Here is a 23,966-nt window from a genome sequence, read left to right on the forward strand (position 1 = left end):
TAATGGACGCCCATGACCCAAGACATCCAGCCTGAACCCGTCATTGCCACCGTCGGGGATGCAGGGCAACGCACCGACCGCTTTATGGCCGACACGATTGGCACGCTGTCACGTTCGCGCATCAAGGCGCTGATGGAGGCCGGACACCTGCTGCGCGATGGTGTGGTACTGCGCGATCCGGCCGATCCGGTGCGGGCGGGCATGCGATATGAACTGCGCGTGCCGGCCGCCGCCCCGGCAACGCCGCAGGGACAGGATATCGCGCTTGATGTCCTGTTTGAGGATCGCGACCTGATCGTCCTCGACAAACCCGCCGGACTGGTTGTGCATCCCGCACCGGGCAATGAGGACGGAACACTGGTCAATGCGTTGCTGGGTCATTGTGGCGACAGCCTGACAGGCATTGGCGGGGAACGCCGTCCGGGCATCGTGCATCGGCTGGACAAGGACACATCAGGCGTGATGGTGGCGGCCAAGACGGAACTGGCGCATCATGCGCTGTCCGCCGCCTTTGCCAGCCGTGACATCGAACGTGCCTATCAGGCGGTATGCTGGGGTGTCCTCGCGCCCACCACCGGGTCATTCGATGGGGCGATCGGACGCGACCGGCGCGAGCGCAAGCGTATGGCCGTCATCAGTAATGGCGGGGGCAAGCATGCCCTGACACATTACCGCACGCTCGATACCTTTCACGGCAGCCTCAGCCATGTGGAATGCAAGCTTGCGACCGGGCGCACGCACCAGATCCGGGTGCATTTCGCCCATGCGGGACATGCCCTGGTGGGGGACCCGACCTATCTGCGCCGCATCCCGGCCGCCGCGCGTGGGCTGCCTGCCGATGCCCGGGCCACGGCGCTCGACTTTCCGCGCCAGGCGCTGCATGCCGCACGCCTTGGTTTCGTCCATCCCCGCACGGGCGCGCATCTTCTGTTCGAGACGCCGCCCCCCCGCGATTTCCAGGACCTGCTTGCCGCGATTGGCTGATATTAAGGCGGTTTAATGCGCGTTTCCTTGACGCACGGGGGAATGGACAGTATCGCTTGAGGATGTTCGCCGGGGCCGACGCCCCCAGGCTAACTGGACGTCCCGCACGATATCGCCCATTCCGGGGATGTCCTGTGGGGACGACAACAAGTCCAGTCGTGCGTCTCTCGGAAAACGGCTGCAACCCGTTGGTCGCCTGCTCGTTACAGACTGACCCGCCAGCTTGTTTATCCGGACACAGGAGTCCGATTCTGATGGCCTCTTCTTCCGCAATTCTATCCGGCCCCGAAAACAACCTGTCCAAATATCTTCGGGATATCCGCAAATTTCCGATGCTCTCCCCAGAGGAAGAGCTGAAACTGTCGCGCCTGTGGAAGGAAAAGGGCGACACGGAAGCAGCACATAAACTGGTCACGTCCCACCTGCGCCTCGTGGCGAAGATCGCGATGGGCTATCGCGGTTATGGCCTGCCGGTGGGGGAACTGATCAGCGAAGGCAATATCGGCATGATGCAGGCCGTGCGCCGTTTCGACCCCGAACGTGGCTTTCGCCTGGCGACATATGCCATGTGGTGGATCCGCGCCGCAATTCAAGAATATATCCTGCACAGTTGGTCGCTGGTGAAAATCGGTACCACTGCGGCGCAGAAAAAGCTGTTCTTCAACCTGCGTCGCCTGAAGGGGCAGATGCAGGCCATCGACGATGGCGACCTGCAACCTGAACAGGTGGACAAGATCGCAAAGTCGCTGGGTGTCCCGGAACAGGATGTCGTCAACATGAACCGGCGCCTGTCCGCACCGGATCACAGCCTGAACGCCCCCCTGCGCACCGATAGCGAAGGGGAATGGCAGGACTGGCTGGTGGATGACCACGACAACCAGGAACAGACCCTTGCCGAAAACGAGGAATATTCCGGGCGCAAGGCGCTGCTGGCAAATGCGATGCAGTCCCTGAATGAACGTGAACGCCATATCCTGACGGAACGCCGCCTGAAGGATGACCCGGCGACACTCGAAGACCTGTCGCATGTCTACAACATCTCGCGCGAGCGGGTGCGCCAGATCGAAGTCCGCGCCTTTGAAAAGGTGCAGAACGCGATGAAAGCCGAAGTGACAGCCCGGCGTGAGGAACATGAAAAAGCCCACAAGGGCTGAATAATGCTGGCGGGATAATGAAAAACGGCCCGGAAGAGCGATCTTCCGGGCCGTTTTATTATACACAGGTTATTAGAGACTGTTTAAAACGTCAGGCGCGATAACATCCTGAAATCATAAAAGTTTTTGGTGAAGCTTTTTCCCAAAAAGCTTCAGAAGACGCCGCCTTTTTCAATCAGAAGGCGACACCCAAAAACTGTTCTTTTTTATCAATGAGTTATTTTCAAACACTCTCTTATACGCAAAGGTCTTGGCGGCAGGTGCCTTCAACACGCAGCCCGGATACCGCCTTTTGGCAAAGGCGGTATCTGCAAGCTTTTATCCTGCTTGCTCAATCCTCGAACGGGTCACGCATCAGGATTGTGTCGTCACGTTCCGGGCTGGTGGACAGCAAGGTGACGGGCGCCTCCACCAGTTCCTCGATCCTGCGGACATACTTGATCGCCTGCGCGGGCAGGTCTGCCCATGAACGCGCGCCATGCGTGGTGCCTTCCCAGCCTTCCATCGTCTCGAACACCGGACGGATACGCGACTGCGCGCCCGGGGCGGACGGGAAATGCGTGGTTTTCACACCATCGAGTTCATAGCCGACACAGATGCTGATTTCCTTAAGGCCATCAAGCACGTCAAGCTTCGTCAATGCCAGCCCGTTTACGCCGCCGACACGCACGGCACGGCGCACCAGCACGGCATCGAACCAGCCGCAACGGCGGGGACGACCGGTCACGGTACCGAATTCATGTCCGCGCTGACCCAGCGTACGGCCCATTTCATCATGCAGTTCGCTCGGGAACGGTCCCTCGCCCACACGGGTGGTATAGGCCTTGGCAATCCCCAGCACGAAACCGATGCTCGTCGGGCTGACGCCACTGCCGGTGCCTGCATTGGCCGCAACGGTGTTGGAACTGGTGACATATGGATAGGTGCCGTGGTCAACATCAAGCATGACCGCCTGCGCGCCTTCAAACAGGATACGCGACCCGGCACGGCGGCTGTCGTCAAGCAGATCCCACACGGGGGCCATGAACGGCAGCACGCGCGGCGCGATACCGGTCAGGAACGCCATCAGCTCTTCCTTGGTAAAGGTCGCAGCCCCCAGCCCACGCAGCAGCGTGTTATGATGCAACAGCAGTTCGTCAAGCTTCCAGTCCAGGGTTTCCGGCTCCGCCAGGTCACACAGACGGATTGCGCGACGCGCCACCTTGTCCTCATATGCGGGGCCGATGCCACGGCCGGTGGTGCCGATCTTACGCTCACCGCGCGCGGCCTCACGCGCACGGTCAAGCGCACCATGCACCGGCAGGATCAGAGGCGCATTTTCCGCGATCTTCAGCGTATCAGGCGTGACCTTCAGGCCCTGCGCCGTAACGCGGTCGATTTCCTTGAGCAATGCTTCGGGATCGACGACGACACCATTGCCGATCACGCCGGTCTTGCCACGCACCAGCCCGGAGGGCAGCAGCGACAGCTTGTAGGTCTGATCCCCCACCACCAGCGTATGCCCGGCATTATGGCCCCCCTGGAACCGCACGACAATGTCCGCGCGACTGGCGAGCCAGTCAACGATCTTTCCCTTGCCCTCGTCACCCCACTGGGTGCCGATAACGGTGACGTTGGACATGTACTGCTCCTCGCTCTGCTTCTCTGACGATCCGGATGCGCATCGTCAGGCGCGACCGGAAGGAAATCCATTAATGATGAAAGAAAAAACTCAGCCCGGCTGATCCGTGACCTGCACCGGCTCCAGCTTTCCACCAACCGCGACGAAGGCGCAGCCAAGCCGGTATGCCTCCGCCGCCGGATCGGCGATATCCCCCAGGGCCGCAACCGTTGCATATCCCTGCGCACGCAATGCCTGCGCCACCCGTGGGTCCATCCCCCACGGCACGAACACCCGCATGCGCCGCGCACGCGGGGGGGCGACACGCAGGATCACATCAGGACGCAGCGTCAGGCCGCAGGCGGGTTCATCGTCATTCGAACGATAACGCCCGCCCCGACCAAGCTCTTCCTGCCGTCCCAGCGCATAAACACTGACACAGACGCCGGTGTGATATTGCCAACCGCGGAATTCCACCGGATCGACCGTCAGCCGCACGCCCGGCACCCGGTTTTCTATTGCCGCGACCGTGGCCGCAAGGCGGTCGCTCTGCGCCCGCGCGGCAGGCGGCAGATCGACACGCGCCAGAACATCCAGCGCGCGATGCGCCGGTCCCGCCGCATGCAGCAATTCCGTCAACACCGGCGCCAGCGCACCACCATGACGCGCCACGGCGGCGGCATCCTTGCGGTCCAGCGCGCGTAACAGGGCGGAACGGGCGGCGGGGCCAAAGGACTCCGTCGCCAGCAGCGTGGTCGTCAGCGGCGGCATCGTCAGGTCAAAGGAGACATGCGGCACACCGAGCACCTGCAACGCCTCAGCGCCCAGCGCCACAATTTCCGCATCCGCCACAGGCGTATCGGGACCAATCAGTTCGATCCCCGCCTGCAGGATCTGGCGATCCGTCTCCCGCGCGGGACTGCCCATCATCACGCACGCCCCGGCATAGGACAGGCGCAGGGGCCGTTCCTCATGCGCAAGGCGGGTCGCCGCGATGCGCGCGATCTGTGGTGTCATGTCGGGACGCAACGCCATCATGCGCCGCGTATCGGGGTCCATCAGGCGAAATGTCTGTTCTGCGACAGCCGCCCCTGATCCCGTCAGCAACGTTTCCTCGAATTCAAGCAGCGGCGGCGACACCCGGTCATACCCATGGGTGGAAAAAACCCGCATCAGGGCTTCAAGCCCGATGGCCTCCGCCTCTGCGGCGGGGGGCAGCACATCGACGAATCCGGAAGGCAGCAGCGCGGGATTGAGGGGCGGGTCATCCGTCATGGTTCGGGCCTATATTCTTGGCGTGTGCGCATCAGGCGACAGGACGTGGCGGCCAAGCGCCACACAGGACAGCACCACACAAGCGAGACGTCACACACGTGCAACGTCACACAGGGGGCAAAAGGATCAGATATAGGTCGCGCGGACCTGTGCATGCGCCCAGTCAAGCCACGGCACAACAGCGGCAAGGTCTGATGCCTCCACCGTCGCCCCACCCCACAGACGCAGGCCCGGCGGTGCATCGCGATAACTGCCGACATCCATCGCAACACCCTCGGCCGCCAGCAGGGCGACAATTTCACGCGCCGCCTTCGTCTGCGTTTCATGATCGAGGGCCGTAAACCACGGGGCGACGATACGCAGGCAGATGGCCGTGCTGGAGCGATGGCGCGGCGACGCGGCAAGGAAGGACGCCCAGTCGCTGCGTGCCTCCCATTGCGCAATCACCGCAAGATTGGCGCGGCTGCGCGCGATCAGCCCCGCCAGGCCACCCACCTGCTCTGCCCAGCGCAGCCCGTCGAGCGCATCTTCGACACACAGCATGGAGGGTGTATTGATCGTATCACCGTGGAAAATGCCTTCGATAAGGCCATTCTTGTTCGTCAGGCGGAAAATCTTGGGCAGCGGGCGCGGCGCGGGCTGCGATACGAGGCGTTCGACCGCACGTGGCGACAGGGCAAGCATCCCGTGCGCGGCTTCGCCCCCCAGCACCTTCTGCCATGACCATGTCACGACATCGAGCTTGTCCCACGGCAGGTCCATCGCAAACGCGGCGGATGTCGCATCACAGATCACCAGCCCACCGCGATCGGCGGGAATGGCGTCGCCATCCGCAAAACGCGCCCCCGATGTGGTGCCATTCCATGTAAGCACCACGTCGCGCGACCAGTCCACATCCGCAAGGTCAGGTACCTCGCCATACCCGGCGCGCAGAACGCGGGCATCAGGAAGCTGGAGCTGGGCTATGATATCATTGGCCCATGTGGCCGAAAAACTTTCGAACGCCAGCACATCGACCGGGCGCGTACCCAACAACGACCATAACACCATTTCCACGGCGCCCGTATCGGACGCCGGCACGATCCCCAGACGCCAGTCGGCCGGCATGCCAAGGATGTCGCGGGAACGGGTGATGACCTCATCCAGACGCGCCCGCCCCTCTTTTGAACGATGCGAACGCCCCACCAGCGCCGAGGACAGCGCCGCCACGGACCATCCCGGCCGCTTGGCGCAGGGGCCGGAAGAAAAGCACGGATTGCGGGGCCGTGCCGACGGCTTTTCGATCTGGATTTCGGGCAAGGAGAACATCGTCCTGTTCGCAACACGGGCAAAAGGGACGGCACATCACGACATGATGCGCCAACTGGTACGAGAGGGGGGATTCGAACCCCCATGCCTTGCGGCGGTCGATTTTGAGTCGACTACGTCTACCGTTCCGTCACTCTCGCATGCAGGCCTGCTTAACAGTACAACAGGGCCGGTGGCAATTCATCGCACACCACAGCGGGCCGCGTTGCGCACATATCACATCCCGGACGGACTCTCCAGCCCCAGCATCAGGGCAATATTCTGGATCGCGGCACCGGACGCCCCCTTGCCCAGATTGTCCAGCCGCGCCGTCAGCACTGCCTGGCGCTGCTCCTCATTCACATGCACGCGCAGCTCCATCCGGTCGGTCCCTGCCAGAGTGTCGGCACACAGGCTGGTGCAGGCGTCGGGCACGCTGATACGGTCGGAACCGCGATAATGCGCCACCAGCGCCGCATGCAGGTCCGCCCCCCGCACGCCATGCCCCAGCAGGTCAAGGTGCAGTGGGATCGACACAATCATGCCCTGCGCGAAATGCCCGACCGACGGCACGAATACCGGCACGCGCGACAGGCCGGAATAAATCTGCGCCTCCGGCAGGTGCTTGTGCTGCAATGACAGGCCATAAAGTTCGAAGGCCGGGCCGCCATCGCGCTCATGCGCCTCGATCATCGTGCGCCCGCCACCGCTATAGCCACTGACCGCATTGACGGTGACGGGATAATCCGCAGGCACCAGCCCCGCCGCAACCAGCGGATGCAGCAGGCCGATGATACCGGTGGGATAACAGCCCGGATTGGCGACGTGTGTGGCCGTGCGGATCGCCTGCGCCTGTTGCGCCTGCATTTCGGGAAAGCCATAGACCCAGCCCGGTGCGGTGCGAAACGCCGTGCTGGCGTCCAGCACGCGTGGCGCGCGATGGCCTGCCGTGACAAGCCCGTCCACCATCGCCACCGCGTCACGCGCTGCCGCATCCGGCAGGCACAGCACCACCAGGTCAACCGCCGACATCATGTCCCGTCGGGCGTCAGGGTCCTTGCGTCGCGCCGCGTCAATGGAGCGCACATCCACCGGCAACGCCTCAAGCCGGGCGCGGATTCCCAGACCTGTCGTGCCTGCTTCCCCGTCAATGAATACCGATGGCCGTGCGTACGTGTTCATGATCCCTGTTTCCCGGCAAGATCCGTCCGACATTGCGTGGACTGGCGGACTATACAATCATCACCCGCCGCCGCAACCACAACAGGAGCCCCCGATGCCTGACACCCCTATGCCCGCCGCCACCGCCGACGAGGCCCCAGATGTCGAGGCCACAGACGCGCAACGGGCGCTTGGCCGGCTGCTGCACATCATGGCGCGCCTGCGCGACCCGGTGACGGGGTGCCCGTGGGACCGGGAACAGGATTTCGCGACCATCGCCCCCTATGCGATCGAGGAAGCCTATGAAGTGGCCGATACCATCGCGCGGCAGGACTGGGACGGGTTGCCTGACGAACTTGGCGACCTGCTGTTGCAGGTTGTCTATCATGCACAGATGGGGGCAGAGGCCGGGCGATTCGATTTCGCCACCGTCGCACGCATGATTGGCGACAAGATGGTACGCCGCCATCCCCATGTCTTTGGCGATGCGACACTGGCGCAGGGCCAGTGGGAGGACGGCAAGGAACGCGAACGCGCCGCACGCGCACGGCGGGGCACACTTGATGACGTGCCGGTCGGCCTGCCCGCCCTGCTGCGCGCGCGCAAGCTGTCGGCACGCGCGGCACGTGTCGGCTTTGACTGGGACAATGTGGCGGGCGTCATGGGCAAGGTGGACGAGGAAGTGGCCGAACTGAAGGCCGAACTCGAAAGCGGGGACAAGGCGCGGATACAGGATGAACTGGGCGATGTGCTGTTCACGCTCGCCACACTGGCGCGCAAGCTTGACCTCGATCCCGAAGCCTGCCTGCGCCATGCCAACGCCAAATTCACCCGGCGCTTTACTGAAATGGAACACGACCTCGCACACCGTGGGCTGGCGCTGCGTGATGTGGATGTCAGCGTGATGGAAGAAGGATGGCAGGTGGTCAAACGCCGCGAACGTGGGGAGACATGATCCAAGCGCGCGAAAGGAAAAGACGGCCCTGACGCGGCATGCAGCCCCCTCCCCGGATCTTCGCCCGTTATTTCAAATGGCAAGTTTTTTCGGAGCCGCCCGTAAAGCCTTAAGAGACTGTTTGACAACAAGCCGTTGATAAAAAAGAAAAGTTTTTGGGTGCTGCCTTTTTTCCAAAAAGGCGGCGTCTTCTGAAGCTTTTTAGAAAAAGCTTCACCAAAAACCTTTATGATTTCAGTATGTTATCGAGCCTGACGCTTCAGACAGTCTCTTATGTTCTTTGCGATCATCTTTCCAGGGAAAAATCGGATAAAGCGTTTACGGCCATGCTTTCGGGAGGACGGTTTCAATCCGCCGCACTGAACAACAGGTCGCGCAGGGCATGCCAGCTTGCGCGGTCCGGGGCGTAAAGCAGCCCCCCATCACGGTCCGTCACGCGATAGGCGGACCCATCGAAATGCGCGGCATACCCACCCGCTTCCCGATGGATCAGCCACCCCGCCAGATGGTCCCATGGCATGGTGCGGTTGAACAGCAGGAAATGGCATTTCCCATCGACCAGCATCAGATATTCATGTGCGGCGCAACGGAAATCCCATGACCCCATGACACGCGGCAGGTTGCGCGCGACCGCGTCGCGCTGCTCCGGCGCAAGATAGCGCCATGACGCATTGCCTGACATCTGTGCCGGGGGAACGGCGGGCGCCACACGCATCACCTGCCGCCCGCCATCGCGGTCATGCAGCCACGCCCCATGCCCCCGCGCGGCAACCGCCGCGATATCGCACACGGGATCAAGGATCACGCCACCAACGACCTCCCCCCGTGCAACAGCAGACACCATGATGCCAAATAACGGGACACCGGCGGCATAATTGGCGGTGCCATCAATCGGGTCGATCACAAAGGCAAGTTCCGCATCCCCCAGCCCCGACAAAAGCGTGGGCCGGGTGGCCACCGCCTCTTCCCCCACGATCAGGGCATCGGGATACAGGTCATGCAGGGCACGGGTAATGACGTGTTCAGCGGCTTCGTCCGCAGCGGTCACGACATCCAGCGCGGATGTCTTGGCACGGATGTCCGCATGCCCCAACCGCCGGAAACGCGACATGACCTCGTCGCGCGCCGCATCGCGCATCAGGCCGAGGATCACTTCCATATCCGCGATACCAATCCGGTCCGTCATTGCCCCGCTCCTCCGTGCTTCCACCCATGATGTGCGTGACAGTCTTGGCCCCGTCATCACCACGACGCCACCCCCATGCCAGTCACACAACGGTCATCAGCACGGAAAAGGAAAACATGAAACACATCCCGCCACGACCGCCATGCACAAGCTTCGACGGTGATACCGGAAGGATTATTCCCTGTTATCAATCCCTTGACCTGGAACGGTCCCTCAACTGTCCAGGCAGGTAATACCGGTGGCGTGCTGCATTTCGAAACGGGCGCGGTTGGCAGGTGACAGGCGCACATGCATGTCCACCCCGTCCTCATGGTCGGTACGTTCGACCACCTCGCCATGTTCATACAGCCACGCCATCGCCGCACCATCGGACAGGGGCACGCGATAACGCACCAGTTCCATCGCATGGGTCAGGCGTTCATCAATCGCCGCCAACAGGTCAGGCAGGCCATCCCCGGTAATGGCGGAAATGACGATCGCGCCGGGACGCGCGCCCACTGCGTCGCGCCCGCCCATCAGGTCGGCCTTGTTCAGCACCTCGATCACGCGTGATTGCCAGTCGGGTTCGATCGTCCCGCTATGGGCCATGCCTTCGAGCACCTCGACCACATCGGCACGCTGTGCCGACGTTTCGGGGTGGGAGGCATCACGGACATGCAGGATGATGTCGGCCTCCGCCACCTCCTCCAGCGTCGCGCGGAAGGCGGCGATCAGTTCGGTTGGCAGGTCGCTGATGAACCCCACGGTGTCCGACAGGATGATCTGGCGCCCAGATGGCAGGCGGATGCCGCGCATCGTGGGATCAAGTGTCGCAAAAAGCTGGTCCTGCGCATAGACGCTGGCCCCGGTCAGGGCGTTGAACAGCGTCGATTTTCCCGCATTGGTATACCCCACCAGCGCCACCACGGGGAACGGCACCCGCCTGCGCGCCTGCCGGTGCAGGCCACGCGTGCGGCGCACCTGTTCCAGTTCACGCTTCAGGCGGACGATACGGTCGCCGATCATGCGGCGATCGGCCTCGATCTGTGTTTCGCCGGGACCGCCGAGGAAGCCGAAGCCACCGCGCTGGCGTTCCAGATGGGTCCATGTGCGCACAAGGCGGCTGCGCTGATATTCAAGATGCGCAAGCTCGACCTGAAGCGAGCCTTCTTTTGTCGCGGCGCGTTCGCCAAAGATGTCGAGGATCAGGGCCGTACGGTCGATGACCTTGCACCCCAGCGCGCGTTCAAGGTTACGCTGCTGCACCGGGGTCAGGCGGGAATCGATAATAACGACGGTAATGTTGTCCGCCCGGACCGTCGCATGCAGCGACTCGACCTGTCCACTACCCAGCAGGGTGGCAGGACGGCGCGCACGCAACAGCAGGACCGCCTTGCAGATGATGACAAGCCCGATGGAAGCGGCAAGCCCCACGGCCTCTTCGAGGCGGGCTTCGGCGGCGCGGCTTTCATCCTGCCTGTCGGGACGTTCCCATGGCAGGATGACGGCCGCGCGCGTCATGACCGGTCCAGGGGCCGATGTCACAGGAATTCGCCACTACCGGCCATGGGCGCAACATCCTCACCTTCTGCGGCGGGCGGTTCGAACAGGGTGACGGGGGTTGCAGGCATCACCGTGCTGATCGCGTGCTTGTATACAAGCTGCGTATGCCCATCACGGCGCAACAGGACGGAAAAATTGTCGAACCACGTGATGATTCCCTGCAGCTTTACGCCATTCACAAGGAAAATCGTAACAGGGGTCTTGGATCGACGGACATGGTTCAAGAAGACATCCTGAACGTTCTGCGAAGGGTCTTTTGCCACGGCTGGGCCTTACTTTGTTGCTGTTGGGCGGTTCACAGAACATGGGTGCCCCCATGTCCATGCTACGGCGTTGCCACCGTCCGTATCACGGTTCATTGTTTAGCAGGCATGCGTTCATCGGGCAAAATCTCAGGCCGGGTTGCGATCTTCCGATGTCACGCCAAGCTGCTTGAGCTTCCGATGCAGGGCACTGCGTTCCATGCCGACAAACCCAGCAGTACGGCTGATGTTTCCACCAAAGCGCAAGAGCTGGGCCTGCAGGTACTGGGTTTCGAACAGGTCACGCGCCTCACGCAGGGGCAGGCCCATCACATCCTCGTCGGAATCGAATTTCAACAATGCCGGCGCACCTTCCCCCACGCCGGACGGCAGCATGTCCGCGCGGATCGGGTCCGTCCCGGTGCCCGGCATCATGATCAGCAGGCGTTCCATCAGGTTGCGCAGTTCACGCACATTGCCCGGCCATTCGTAATTCTGCAGGGCCGCAATCGCATCTCCCGACAGTTCACGCAGCGGCAGGCCCGCATTTTCCGCCGCCCGGCGCAGGAACAGCCGCGCAAGGTCGGGAATATCCTCGCGCCGTTCACGCAGGCCCGGCACACGCAACGGCACGACGGCAAGGCGGTAGTACAGATCCTCGCGGAAACGACCGGCCGAAATCTCGGCCTGAAGGTCACGATTCGTCGTCGCCAGGACACGTACGTCCACCTTCACCCGGCGTGACCCGCCCAGGCGTTCGAACGTCTGGTCCTGCAGGGCGCGCACGATCTTGCCCTGTGTCTCCAGCGGCATGTCAGAGACCTCGTCCAGCACCAGCGTCCCACCATGGGCACGTTCCAGCACGCCGGTACGACGCCCCGCCCCATCGTCGGTTCCTTCGATACCGAACAATTCCTCCTCAAACCGACCGGGGGCAAGCGTTGCGCAGTTCAGGACAATGAACGGCCCTTCGGCACGGCGCGAACTGGCATGGATCATGCGCGCGGCCACTTCCTTGCCCGCGCCCGCGGCCCCGGAAATCAGCACGCGCGACCCGGTGGGCGCCACACGGTCGATCTGGTTGCGCACCGCGACGATTGCGGCACTGCGCCCGTCAAGCATCGCCTCCGACCCTGCACGCAGGCGCAGTTCAGCGTTTTCACGCGCAAGACGCGACGCCTCCAGCGCACGGCGGACCACCACAAGCAGGCGATCGGACTGAAAGGGTTTTTCGATAAAATCGTACGCCCCGTGCTGAAGCGCCGCCACCGCGGTCTCGATCGTGCCATGACCAGAGATCATGACAACCGGCACGGAGGGTTCTTCCTTGTGGAAGACATTCAGGATGCCAAGCCCGTCAAGGCGTGATCCCTGCAGCCATACATCAAGAATAACAAGCGACGGACGGCGTTCGCGAAAGGCGCTGATGGCGGAATCGGCATCCCCTGCCAGCCGTGTCTCGTATCCCTCGTCGCTCAGGATTCCCTCGATAAGCAGCCTTATGTCAGGCTCGTCATCGACGATCAGGATTTCATGTCCCATGGTCGTCCTTTATCGGCAAAATCAACGTCGAAACAGCTCCCCTACCTTCGGGACAATCTTCTAGACCTACACTGCCCCCATGGTCTTCCAGAATCTTCTTGACGATTGCAAGACCCAGCCCCGTTCCTTTGGGCTTGTGCGTCACATAGGGCTCCGTCAGTCGGGTGCGGTCTTCCACCGGCAACCCGATCCCGTCATCCGTGACAGCAAGGCGCACGACCCCCTGCCCGCATGACAGGTCGAGGCGGATCGTCCCGGCAATACCCTCACCCTCCTGCACAGCATCCCCTTCTTTGGGACGCATGGCAATGGCGTCGGCGGCATTCTGCAAAAGGTTTGTCAGCGCCTGCCCGATCAGGCGGCGGTCGCATTCGACCTTTGGCCCACGATCGGGCAGGTTGACCACATAACGGATTTCAGGATGTGCGCTGCGTTGCAGGATCAGGGTTTCACGGACGATGCGCGAAAAATCCTCGTCGCGCATCACCGGTTGCGGCATGCGCGCGAACGCGGAAAATTCATCCACCATGCGCCCGATATCCCCCACATGTCGCACGATCGTGTCCACGCATTGCGAAAATGTGTCCGGATCAGATGCGATTTCGCGCAGGAACCGCCGCTTCAGCCGCTCCGCCGCAAGCTGTATGGGCGTCAGGGGATTCTTGATTTCATGCGCGATGCGACGCGCAACGTCCGCCCACGCCGCCTTGCGCTGCGCCACCTGCAGGGCGGTGATGTCATCGAACGTCACGACATAGCCATCCGCCACGTCGCCGGTCACACTCCCCTGCATTTCCGCGCCGATCCGCACCAGCAACGTGCAGGACCGCGTGCCCGCGACCACATGCACCTCGTCCGTCAGTTCGCGGTTCACCCCCTTGGCCACCAGTTCCAGCAGGGGGGCGAATTCCGGCACCACATCCACCAGCCGCGCGCCCACCGCGTCATTGAGGTCGCGGTGCAACAGCACGCTGGCCGCACGATTGGGCAGTTCGATGACCTGATGGGAATCGAGGCCGATCACCCCTGCCGACACCCCGGACAGCACAGCTTCGGTAAAGCGGCGACGTTCGTTGATCTGGGTGGAGGCGTTCATCAGTTCGGTACGCTGGGTCGAAAGCTGGTCGGTCATGCGGTTGAATGCACGTGACAGGCTGGAGACCTCATCATCGCCATCGCCTTCGGGCACGTGGGAGGCAAGGTCGCCCCGGCTGACCCGTTCGGAAGCAAGGATCAGCAGGCTGAGGGGACGCACGATCTGTGTCGCCAGCACCAGCCCGATCAGGATCGCCGCCCCCAGCACCAGAATCGCGACAAGCGCGAAGATCAGGACAAAGGTAAACTGGATCTTCGCACGGTTGCGATTAAGGCGCTGGTAATCGCTGACCACACCTTCGGTCTTGCGCATATGCCCCAGGATGTCGGGGTCAACGGGGCGGGAGATCATCAGCATAAGCGGCGGTGTATCGCCCAGAGAAATGACGGCGCGCACCGTCTTTTCATCGGGGGAGTCAAGGATGGCGATGTCATTGGTCCGCGCCATCAGGGTGGCGGCGGGCGGCGGCAGGTCCTGCCGGTATCCGGAATGCCCCATCAGGCCACCTGATGCGACCACGGTGTTCGTGAACGGGTCATAGATGACGGCCATGTTCAGGCCGCGCAACGTCGCCTGCGAATCCAGTATCTGCCCCAGCGAGTCGGGATCGCGCATCAGGTCGGTACCGTTGCCCATCAGCCCGCTTTGCGCGCTGACAAGGTAGTTCGCCAGCGAAAACGCCTCGGTACGGATATTGGCGTTATGTTCCTGCAGATAGCCGCGCGACGCCTCAAGCGCTTCGTTCAGGGCGGTATTGACGCGGTCGCTGAACCAGATCTGGATGCCATAATGGAAGAAGATGGCCGCGAACACGCCCACGACAATGGTCGGCGCGACCGCGACAATCCCGAACAGCGTCATCAGCCGCACATGCAGCCGCGCCCCCGCCAGCCCGCTGCGCCGTTCGGCCAGCATCCGCCCCACCTGTTCCGTCAGCGCAGTCGCCAGCAGGAGCAGGACGAGGAAATTAAGGATGAAGATCAGCGCCTCGATCTGTGGATGGCGCGCAAGCGACATCCCCCCCGACAGCACGACAAACGTCGCCACCCCCAGGCACAGCGCCAGCAGCACCAGCAGGAGCGAGACATTGCGCCGCACCAGCAGGTCCAGCCCTCGTCGCACCAGACCATGCGCGCCGTTGAGGTCGCCACCCGTTCGCGCCATGGGTCAGCCACCACCACGCACGACGGGGATATCAAGGTCACGTATCTTCTTGCGCAACGTATTGCGATTCAGGCCCAGCATCGCCGCCGCCTTGATCTGGTTGCCGCGTGTGGCCGACAGCGTCATGGTGATGAGCGGACGTTCAACCTCTGCGATCACCTTGTCATAAATGTCATGCAGCGGCATCCCGTCCTGCCCGGTATCGAGGAAATGGCGGATATGCCGCCCCACCGCATCCGACAGCGTTTCGTTATCACGCGCGGCAACCTCTGTCGCCGGGGTGGACATGGCCTGCGCTTCCTCCAGCTCATGCTCCACCAGATCCGCGCCAAGCGTTTCTTGCGGATACAGCGCGCTGAGCCTGCGCATCAGGTTTTCAAGTTCGCGCACATTCCCCGGCCAGCGATAGGCCTGCAACGGTGCCATGGCCGCGTCATCCAGCATCTTTGCAGGGGTCCCCTCCTCCTGACAGGCATTGAGGAAATGCCGCGCCAGCAGGGGAATATCCTCCACCCGTTCACGCAGCGGCGGCAGGCGCATCGGCACGACGTTAAGGCGATAGTACAGGTCCTCGCGGAAAGTACCGGCGCGGATCGCCTGGCGCAGGTCGCGATGGGTGGCGGCGATGATGCGCACATTGGCCTGCACCGGCTGCACACCGCCCACCGTCGTGAACTCCCCATCCTGCAACACGCGTAACAGCCGCGTCTGCGCCTCGGGCGGCATGTCGCCGATTTCATCAAGGAACAGCGTGCCGCCGGCGGCCTGTTCAAAACGCCCGGCGACACGGCTGGTCGCACCGGGGAATGCGCCGCGTTCATGGCCGAACAGCTCGCTTTCAATCAGGTCGCGCGGAACGGCGGCCATGTTGATCGCAACGAACGGCCCGGCGCGGCGGCGGCCATATTCATGCAGCGCACGCGCCACCAGTTCCTTGCCCGTCCCGCTCTCGCCCGAGATCATGACCGTCAGGTCCGACGTCGTCAGCCGCGCGATGATGCGATAGATATCCTGCATCACCACCGACCGCCCGATCAGGGGCATCTGCTCCTCCGGCTGGGCCGTGGCGGCCGCGGGCACGACGCTGGCGGGTGCGGCCAGCGCGCGCGCAACCACCGCCAGGACTTCCTTCAGATCGAACGGCTTGGGCAGGTATTCGAACGCCCCGCGCTGCGTCGCCTGTACCGCCGTCGTCAGTGTTGACTGCGCGCTCATGACCACGACACGCAGGTCGGGCCGGATACGGCGGATGCGCGGGATCAGGTCGAGGCCGTTGAGGTCGGGCATCACGACATCGGTAATGACAAGGTCGCCTTCACCTTCCTCCACCCACTGCCACAAGGTGGAGGCATGGGCCGTGGCCCGGACCTGATATCCGGCACGCCCCAATGCCTGACTGAGCACGGTGCGTATCGAACGGTCATCATCGGCAACAAGGATGGTCGGCAGCGACATGACGGCTTTACAATCTTTCAGCTTCTTGATCGCCCGGATGCAGGGGCCGCCGGGCATGGGCGGATATCACGGGCGGATGTTCGTAACAGGTCAGGAAAAACGACACCGCCCCTTACGGCATGTCGCGGTCTTCGGCCACCACCGGCAGGTGCAGCAGCACATCCGTCTGGCCCGGGCGGCTTTCAACCTCGATGACGCCACCATGGTCACCCACGATCTTGCCCGCCAGCGCCAGGCCCAGCCCACTGCCACTGGTCTTGGTGGTCAGGAAGGGCTCGAACAGGTGGGGGCGGATATTTTCTGGAATACCCGGTCCGTTGTCCCGCACCGATACCAGCAGCGGCAGCTGCACCCTGCGCTTGCCCCCCACCGTGGAAACCCAGATACCGGGACGATAGCTTGTGCTCAGCGTGATCTGCGCATCGGGCCGCGCATCCGGGCCATGCAGCGCCTCTGCCGCATTCTTCACGAGGTTGAGCAGCACCTGCACCAATTGGTCGCGATTGCCCCACACCGGCGGAAGCGAGGGGTCATAAACCTCCTCAAAGCGGATGTCGGCGGCAAATCCCTGCTGTGCAAGGCGGCGGACATGTTCAAGGACACGGTGGATATTGACGGGACGGCGTTCGATCGGCTTGTCGCTGAACATGTCCATACGGTCAACAAGATCGCGGATGCGGTTGACCTCGTCCTGGATCAGGACCGCAAGTTCGCGGTCCGCCTCCCCCACCGAACTTTCCAGAAGCTGCGCCGCGCCACGGATGCCCGACAGCGGGTTCTTGACCTCATGCGCAAGGATTGCGGCCATTCCCGCCACACTGCGGGCGGCGGAACGAAAGGTCAGTTGCCGATCCAGCACACGCGCGGCCGAGGAATCGTGGAACGTAAGGACGACCGACCCCGGCTCCTCCATCAACGAGGCGCCCTGCACGGTCACGCCCTCGCGGTGCAGGCGCGGCCCCTCCAGCGTGACTTCGTGTTCCACCACGGTCTGCCCATGGTCGCGCACCTGCTCGATCAGCAAGAAGACAGGATGGTCGGAGGGGATGATATCTGTAAGGCGCATCTGCACCAGATGGGTGCGCGACATGCCCAGGAACGGTTCGGCGGCGGCGTTGACGTAATGGATCATCATGCCATCCCCCACCACCATGACCGGCAGTGGCAACGCATCAAGGACGATGCGGCCTGCGCCGGTAACGGTTGCGGGCGTACAGACAGATGGGCTCGCCTGCCCCGTCATGCCGCGCGTGCGCTTGGCCCGGGGCCGCACTCCGCGCCGGTGGTGGACGGGCGTGGACCACGCACATGCCCGGCCGCGATCTGGCGGTCATAGAATTCCCCGATCATCGACAATGCGGCATCAACCGTATCGACACGGTTGACCGCAGCCCGGAACCCGGCCGAATCCGGCAGGCCGGCGGAGTACCACGACACATGCTTGCGCGCCAGACGCAGGCCGGGATGCGCGCCGAAATGTTCCACCATCATGGTGTAATGTTCCAGGACGATACCCTTTTCCGTCGCCAGATCGGGTTCATCGACGATGATACCGCGCGTCAGCGCCGCCCCCACCTGTGCCGGGAACCACGGGCGGCCATAACAGCCACGCCCGATCATCACCCCGTCAGCACCCGACTGCGCCAGGGCCTCGCGTGCATCACCCACCGTCAGGATATCACCATTGACGATCACCGGCAGGTCGATCGCCTCCTTCACCCGGCGCACGAAACGCCAGTCCGCAGTGCCGTTATAAAACTGCTGTCGGGTGCGGCCATGGACCGTCACCATGCGGATGCCCGCCTCCTGCGCGATGCGTGCCAGCGTGGGCGCATTGAGGCTGTCATGATCCCAGCCCATACGCATCTTGAGCGTGACGGGCACGTCCACCGCGCGCACGACGGTGGCGAGCAGCCGCGCGGCCAGCGCCTCGTCCCGCATCAGGGCCGAGCCCGCCTGCTGCCCCACGGCCACCTTCTTGACCGGACAGCCGAAATTGATGTCGATCAGGTTCGCGCCGCGATCCACCGCAATGCGTGCGGCCTGCGCCATCGCATCGGGGTCGCACCCGGCCAACTGCACGGCATTGAGACCATCGCCCGCGACCTCCGCCATGCGCAGGGTGTTGCTGTTTTCGCGCACCATCGCCCATGACGCGATCATTTCCGATACCACCAGCCCCGCGCCCAGACGCCGCGCCAGACGCCGGAACGGCAGGTCGGTCACACCGGACATCGGGGCCAGGATCACCGGCACGTCAAGGACGATGCCATTTCCCAGATCAATCGGCGACAACAGTTCAGATGACATCAAAAATCCGCTTTCCCCGGCGGCCTGCCCACCCGCACGCCATTTACGCGCACCAGACGCGACGCCAGCCGTCACCGCCCGGGACATACCCCGCCGTCCACACACCACAATGCTTATGATTTAGGCAGAATACCTTTTCCGTTTCCATCACGCAATTGATGATAATGCGTCCGGGGAACGAAATTGGCGGCCATGATGCTTGACGTCGGCGCAACATGGCCGCATTCCTGCCGACCATGCGTGTTGCAGCCATCCTCCTTGCCGCAGGTCAGGGCCGCCGTTTCAGCGCCCAGACCGCGTCCCCCGTCGCCAAGCAGTATCTGACGCTCGGCGGCAGGCCCGTCATCCGCCATGCCGCGGATGCCCTGATCCCGCATGTCCAGATCCTCCAGCCCGTGGGCGAGCGCGCGTCGCTTGACGATGCGCTGTCGGGCCTGTCCGCCACGGGTGACGCCACCCCGAACGGGTGCGCCATCCTGGAATGCGTCCCCGGCGGGGAGACACGACAGGAAAGCGTGCGCGCCGGACTCGAGGCGCTGGACCGCCTGCCGGTGGGGGAAAGGCCGGACCTCGTGCTGATCCATGATGGCGCACGCCCCTATGTCCCCGCCGATGTCACGCGCGCGGTCATCGACGCGCTGTCCGCCCATGCAGGCGCCATTCCCGGCGTGCCGGTTGCCGATACGATCAAGCGCGCGCGGGACGGCATCATCACCGACACCGTGCCGCGCACCGACCTTTATCGCGCACAGACACCACAGGGATTCCGTTTCAACCTGCTGCGTGATCTGCATCGCGGGGCGGCGGCGTCGGATGCGACCGATGACGCGGCACTGCTGGAGGCCGCGGGCCATCATGTGGCCATCGTCGCAGGGTCCGAAGACAATATCAAACTGACCTACAAGGAGGATCTGGTGCGCCTGGAACGCCTGATCGGCCCGACCCTGCTGCCACGCACGGGGCTGGGATATGACGTGCATGCCTTTGCCGAGGGGCGTCCCCTGATCCTGTGCGGCATCACCGTGCCCCATACGCGCGGGCTGGCGGGGCATTCGGATGCGGATGTCGGCATCCATGCCCTGTGCGATGCGATCTATGGCGCGCTGGCCGAAGGGGATATCGGTCGCCACTTCCCACCCAGCCAGAATGAATGGAAGGATGCCGACAGCTCACGCTTCCTGATCCATGCGGGCGAACGCATCCGCGCGCGCGGCGGCATGCTGATCAATGCCGACCTGACGCTGATCTGTGAACGGCCCAAGATCGGGCCGCATGCGCAGGCGATGCGCGAACGGCTGGCCGAGCTGCTACAGGTCGGGGTGGACCGGATCTCCGTCAAGGCGACGACGTCCGAACGCCTTGGCTTTACCGGGCGTGAAGAAGGCATTGCCTGCACCGCCGCCATCAGCGTGCTGGTGCCCTGACGCCCACGAAGCCACCAATCAAGGTCACAACAGTTGTCTGGCGCCGCCTTTCACCCTGAAAGGCGGCGCTTTTTCATGTTTTTTGGGAAAAGCGTTAAGACTGTTTGAAAAGTCAGGATCGATAACATCCTGAAATCATAAAGATGTTTGGTGAAGCTTTTTTCTAAAAAGCTTCAGAAGACGCCGCCTTTTCGATCGACAGAAGGCACCCAAAAACTTTTCCTGTTTTTTATCAACGGCGTGTTTTCAAACACTCTCTTTACCAACAGCTTTTATCCGTCACCCCTTGCGGGCCAGTTCGAGGAAAGTGGATGCCTCGGCCACTTCGCGCCCCAACGTTGCCAGCATGGCCTCCTGCTGTGCATCACTGCCCCAGATTTCCATCTGCGTGCGTTCATCAAGTGTCGCGACCTGTGCCGCACGCGCGGCATCGCACGCCCCCGTCACCACCGCGATCCCGAGCACGAGACTCTTCATCGCGGGCACCATGACGCCAAGCGCGGCAAGCGTCGCATCGTCATACCCACGCAGGATATCCCCCAATGCCGCCAGCGTCCCTGGCGTCTGGGTGATGGGCATGACCCCTTCGGTCGTGCACAGCGTGATGCCGTACCGCTCCCGCAGCCAGTCGAGCCACGGCGCCCACTGTGCTGCCTGACGTTCACATAACGTGGCCGGATGCGTCGCGCGATAACACAGCAGTTCCCCGTTGGCATATTGCAGCAATGCCGTCACCGTAGCCTCCCGGTCGGGGGCGATGCGTTCGATCATCGTGCCCGCGATCCGGGTCAGGGGCAGGTCCTCCGGTGTAAAAAGCCCCCCTTTGGCGCCCCCCCCTGCACGCTCCCACTCCCCGGCAAGGGCATGGGCCAGCGCATCCGCATGCACCACCAGCAATGTCCGCCCCGGCAGGCGCACCGGCCTGCCATCAAGATGTACGGTATATCCCCCCGCCTGATCCCCCCCCGCCTGCGGGGCCACGGTTGCGGTGTCCCAAAAACGCCTGCGCGCGGCCGTCCCCCCCGGCGGGGCCGGGCTATCCTGCGTCATATCGGTCAATGTATCAGTCCCAGTCCTTTGAGCAGGTTTTTCGCCTTGTCGATTTTCTGCGCCGCCTTGGGGTTCGCGCGCACCAGACTGCCCACATTACCGGTCGGCTGGGGCGCGGCACCGGTGGGTTCGGGGCCTGCCTGCCCCTCACGTGCGGCCTTCAGCGTCGCGGGGCACAGGTCAGGCACGGTGCTTTTGCCCGATGAATCCCCCAGCAGCAGGCCAATGGCATAGCGCCCGTCCGCCCCCGCATCCATGCGCGGACGGGGCGCGGACAACGTGCCGCCCACACGCACCGGCACCGATGCCCCCGTCCCGCCAATCATCACCTGCGGCACAAGACGCAGATCCAGCGCATAGGATGCCAGACCCACACTGCCCTGCCCCGTCATGCTGAGTACGGAGGTCTGAAGGCCAAGCGTATCGACATTCGCCCGCCCATTCGCCATCGCCATATGCATCCCGAAGCAACGCAGCGGGATCGACCCCGATCCCGTCAGGCCCCGCGCCGCCTGCCCCAGCAGCGAACCCAGCGCCGCGCCGTCGATCGTGCCATTGACGAGGGAGGCCCCCATATGCCCGTCCAGCGTATTGCGCAGTTCGGTTGCCGTATGCCCCCGTGCCGTCGCCTCCCCCACAAGCTGGAATGCCCCCTGCACCGCCATGGGCATGCCCGCGTGCTGCTCGATCCATGTCGCGGGCAGCACCAGCGTGCCTATGGTGCCCGACACGACCGGCATGTCCCCCGATGCATCCACCGACAGGCGCCCCGAAACCCTGCGCCCCGTGCCCGTGGCCTGCAAGGGGTCGATGCCCAGCCGTCCTTCACGCAGGGCAACATGCATCAGCGCCTGACGATAGACATCACCCGCAAGTTCCATCTGCGTCACATTGAAACGCACATCCATGTCCATGTCACGCAGGCGTTCAAAGGCGATGCGGTCATCCCCCGGTTTGCCGCCCGATGTGGCGGGCGCGGCCTTTGCCGTGGCATTCCCCCCGCGCAGGGCATCAAGGTCAAGCCAGCTTGCCTCGACCGCGCCACTGACCAGCGGGACGCCACCATGGCCGCCATGGACGCTCATATCCAGCGTCCCGGTCAACGCAAGCTGGGTGCTGCGGATATTGAGGTCAGACAGGGCGAAACGTGCGCCATTCCCCTCGCTGACAAGGTGGGTCGTCGCCTCCAGGTGATCGAGTGCTGCGCCATTGGGCAGCGCGAGATGCCCGGCCGATGCCGTGACATTCACCACCGCGCGCGAACCACCCAGCATCCCCGCGACCCGCAGCGACCCCGCCGCCCCCGACAGGTCCACAGACATCGGCAACGAGTCCGACAGGTGCGTCAGGACGGCATGTTCCGCCTGTTCCAGCGACCCGAAGGACGCCGCGAGTTTCAGATCCTGCCCATTCCAGTTGCCGGCCCCCGCGACGGCCAGCGTCTCTTTTGGTCCGGCGGCATCGACCGACAGGCTGCCAACCCGCAGCCCGGTCAGGTAATGCCCCGCATCGAACGCCCCCGTGCGCAGATGCAATGACTGCACCAGCGGGACGATGTTCGTATCGGCGGGCGTGCTGCCATCGACAATACGCAATGACAGCGCAACATCGCGGGCGTCAGGCAGGTCATACCCCCCAACCCATGGCGCAAGGTCCACCAGCCGCGAAAGGGTCCCGTCAAGCTTCAGGTCATATCCCCTGGCCCGGTCCGGGTCGGCCACGGTGCCATCGACCATCAGATGACCGGCGGGCTGTTGATGATCGGCAAAGGCCAGTTCGAAATGGACCGGCCATTTCGCATCCTGCCCCACATGTGTCAGGGAAATCGCCCCTGTATGCCCCGACAGGGTAAAGGCCGCCCCATCGCGCGTGCCTGCCACATCGAATGTCGGTCGCGCGCCATTCAGACCATCAACCCGGACATGACCCAGCGCCAGTTGCGTCTTCATGCCCGACAGGCGGTCATCCCACCCCACGGTCGCATCACTGACACGAAGGCTGCCGAGTTGCACCGACCACGGGTTGCCCGCCGCCGGGGCCACAGGCCGCACCGGGGCCGGTGTGGCGTCAGCCGCCTGTGCCCTGTTGGGGGTCATTCGCCAGTTGGCCTGCCCATCCGCATCACGCCGCAGATGCAGCACGGGATGGTCCAGCGTGATGTTGTCAAGCTGTATCCGATGATGCAGCAACGCCATCAGCCCGACACTGGCATCCATGGCACGTGCGCTGAACATCGGCGTGCCGTCGCCCCCCTTCATGTCCGCAAGGGCAATGTCATGCACGGAAATGGCGGCGGGGAAGACATGCACCTCCATCGCGCCAAGCGTCACCTCACGCCCGGTCTGCCGTTCGATCGCGGCGATGGCACGCGCCCGCAGGGCCTGCGGGTCAAGGATGCCGCGTAGCGCCAGAGCGCCCCCGCCCGCCACCACGATAATCGCGGCGGCGGACACCAGCAGGCCACGCCGTAAATTCGCGCTGTTTGCCATATTCGCTCAATCCCGTTGCGTGATCGCGGCGATGAGATTACCGCCGCGGC

18 protein-coding genes and 1 tRNA gene are annotated in these 23,966 nt (G+C 63.5%); 4 read left to right on the forward strand and 15 right to left on the reverse strand.

All coding sequences use genetic code 11. The features are described 5' to 3' along the window. The first annotated feature begins 12 nt into the window (after positions 1-12). Positions 13-984, forward strand: a complete 972-nt coding sequence (locus tag FYB92_RS13570) for an RluA family pseudouridine synthase (RefSeq protein WP_062808634.1) — start codon at positions 13-15, stop codon at positions 982-984. A 254-nt stretch (positions 985-1,238) separates the two neighbouring features. Continuing rightward, on the forward strand, positions 1,239-2,138 hold the full coding sequence (gene rpoH / locus FYB92_RS13575; protein WP_003617968.1) for an RNA polymerase sigma factor RpoH: 900 nt from the start codon (positions 1,239-1,241) through the stop codon (positions 2,136-2,138). Between the two features lie 331 nt (positions 2,139-2,469). On the opposite strand, the gene FYB92_RS13580 is transcribed toward rpoH, so the two are convergent. From FYB92_RS13580 to argC, 5 genes are all read right to left on the reverse strand, one after another. Continuing rightward, the gene (locus FYB92_RS13580) at positions 2,470-3,759 is read right to left on the reverse strand and encodes an adenylosuccinate synthase (protein WP_003617967.1); all 1,290 of its coding nucleotides are present in this window, start codon (positions 3,757-3,759) and stop codon (positions 2,470-2,472) included. Positions 3,760-3,849: 90 nt separating this feature from the next. Further along, the gene (locus FYB92_RS13585; protein WP_003617966.1) at positions 3,850-5,013 is read right to left on the reverse strand and encodes an ATP phosphoribosyltransferase regulatory subunit; all 1,164 of its coding nucleotides are present in this window, start codon (positions 5,011-5,013) and stop codon (positions 3,850-3,852) included. 126 nt (positions 5,014-5,139) lie between these two features. Further along, entirely contained in the window at positions 5,140-6,321 is a 1,182-nt protein-coding gene (locus FYB92_RS13590) for a phosphoserine transaminase (RefSeq protein ID WP_075631496.1), read from the reverse strand. Positions 6,322-6,377: 56 nt separating this feature from the next. Beyond that, positions 6,378-6,461, reverse strand: a tRNA-Leu gene (locus tag FYB92_RS13595). Positions 6,462-6,537: 76 nt separating this feature from the next. Then, positions 6,538-7,482: an N-acetyl-gamma-glutamyl-phosphate reductase gene (gene argC, locus FYB92_RS13600; RefSeq protein WP_003617964.1), complete on the reverse strand. Its 945-nt coding sequence runs from the start codon at positions 7,480-7,482 to the stop codon at positions 6,538-6,540. A 94-nt stretch (positions 7,483-7,576) separates the two neighbouring features. On the opposite strand from argC, the gene mazG reads away from it, so the two are divergent. Beyond that, positions 7,577-8,416: a nucleoside triphosphate pyrophosphohydrolase gene (gene mazG, locus FYB92_RS13605; RefSeq protein WP_408902191.1), complete on the forward strand. Its 840-nt coding sequence runs from the start codon at positions 7,577-7,579 to the stop codon at positions 8,414-8,416. A 346-nt stretch (positions 8,417-8,762) separates the two neighbouring features. Here the strand turns inward: mazG and FYB92_RS13610 are convergent, their stop codons facing one another. The 8 genes from FYB92_RS13610 to dusB form a co-directional block, all read right to left on the reverse strand. Then, the gene (locus tag FYB92_RS13610; RefSeq protein ID WP_075595952.1) at positions 8,763-9,602 is read right to left on the reverse strand and encodes an inositol monophosphatase family protein; all 840 of its coding nucleotides are present in this window, start codon (positions 9,600-9,602) and stop codon (positions 8,763-8,765) included. 213 nt (positions 9,603-9,815) lie between these two features. Then, on the reverse strand, positions 9,816-11,102 hold the full coding sequence (gene hflX / locus FYB92_RS13615; protein WP_174805745.1) for a GTPase HflX: 1,287 nt from the start codon (positions 11,100-11,102) through the stop codon (positions 9,816-9,818). A 20-nt stretch (positions 11,103-11,122) separates the two neighbouring features. Next, on the reverse strand, positions 11,123-11,407 hold the full coding sequence (hfq, locus tag FYB92_RS13620; protein ID WP_040510463.1) for an RNA chaperone Hfq: 285 nt from the start codon (positions 11,405-11,407) through the stop codon (positions 11,123-11,125). Positions 11,408-11,536: 129 nt separating this feature from the next. After that, on the reverse strand, positions 11,537-12,928 hold the full coding sequence (locus tag FYB92_RS13625; RefSeq protein WP_003617957.1) for a sigma-54 dependent transcriptional regulator: 1,392 nt from the start codon (positions 12,926-12,928) through the stop codon (positions 11,537-11,539). Further along, positions 12,918-15,188, reverse strand: a complete 2,271-nt coding sequence (locus FYB92_RS13630) for a PAS domain-containing sensor histidine kinase (protein ID WP_003617956.1) — start codon at positions 15,186-15,188, stop codon at positions 12,918-12,920. The genes FYB92_RS13625 and FYB92_RS13630 overlap by 11 nt, the downstream gene beginning before the upstream one ends. Before the next feature lie 3 nt (positions 15,189-15,191). Beyond that, positions 15,192-16,643 (reverse strand): nitrogen regulation protein NR(I), encoded by a 1,452-nt coding sequence (ntrC, locus tag FYB92_RS13635; protein ID WP_040511547.1) that lies wholly within the window; start codon positions 16,641-16,643, stop codon positions 15,192-15,194. A 112-nt stretch (positions 16,644-16,755) separates the two neighbouring features. Further along, entirely contained in the window at positions 16,756-17,886 is a 1,131-nt protein-coding gene (locus tag FYB92_RS13640) for a nitrogen regulation protein NR(II) (RefSeq protein WP_081378586.1), read from the reverse strand. Continuing rightward, entirely contained in the window at positions 17,883-18,953 is a 1,071-nt protein-coding gene (gene dusB / locus FYB92_RS13645; RefSeq protein WP_062808631.1) for a tRNA dihydrouridine synthase DusB, read from the reverse strand. The genes FYB92_RS13640 and dusB overlap by 4 nt, the downstream gene beginning before the upstream one ends. Positions 18,954-19,189: 236 nt before the next feature. Between dusB and ispF the strand changes: the two genes are divergently transcribed. Then, the gene (ispF, locus tag FYB92_RS13650) at positions 19,190-20,377 is read left to right on the forward strand and encodes a 2-C-methyl-D-erythritol 2,4-cyclodiphosphate synthase (RefSeq protein WP_332829021.1); all 1,188 of its coding nucleotides are present in this window, start codon (positions 19,190-19,192) and stop codon (positions 20,375-20,377) included. A gap of 279 nt (positions 20,378-20,656) precedes the next feature. On the opposite strand, the gene FYB92_RS13655 is transcribed toward ispF, so the two are convergent. Both FYB92_RS13655 and FYB92_RS13660 read right to left on the reverse strand, forming a co-directional pair. Beyond that, positions 20,657-21,427 carry an ATP12 family chaperone protein gene (locus tag FYB92_RS13655; RefSeq protein ID WP_040511541.1) on the reverse strand — a complete coding sequence of 257 codons (771 nt, stop codon included), beginning with the start codon at positions 21,425-21,427 and terminating at the stop codon, positions 20,657-20,659. Between the two features lie 5 nt (positions 21,428-21,432). Continuing rightward, positions 21,433-23,916: an AsmA family protein gene (locus FYB92_RS13660; protein ID WP_332828808.1), complete on the reverse strand. Its 2,484-nt coding sequence runs from the start codon at positions 23,914-23,916 to the stop codon at positions 21,433-21,435. Between the last annotated feature and the right edge of the window lie 50 nt (positions 23,917-23,966).

It is taken from the genome of Novacetimonas sp. GS1 (assembly GCF_036686925.1).
Lineage (GTDB): Bacteria > Pseudomonadota > Alphaproteobacteria > Acetobacterales > Acetobacteraceae > Novacetimonas > Novacetimonas hansenii.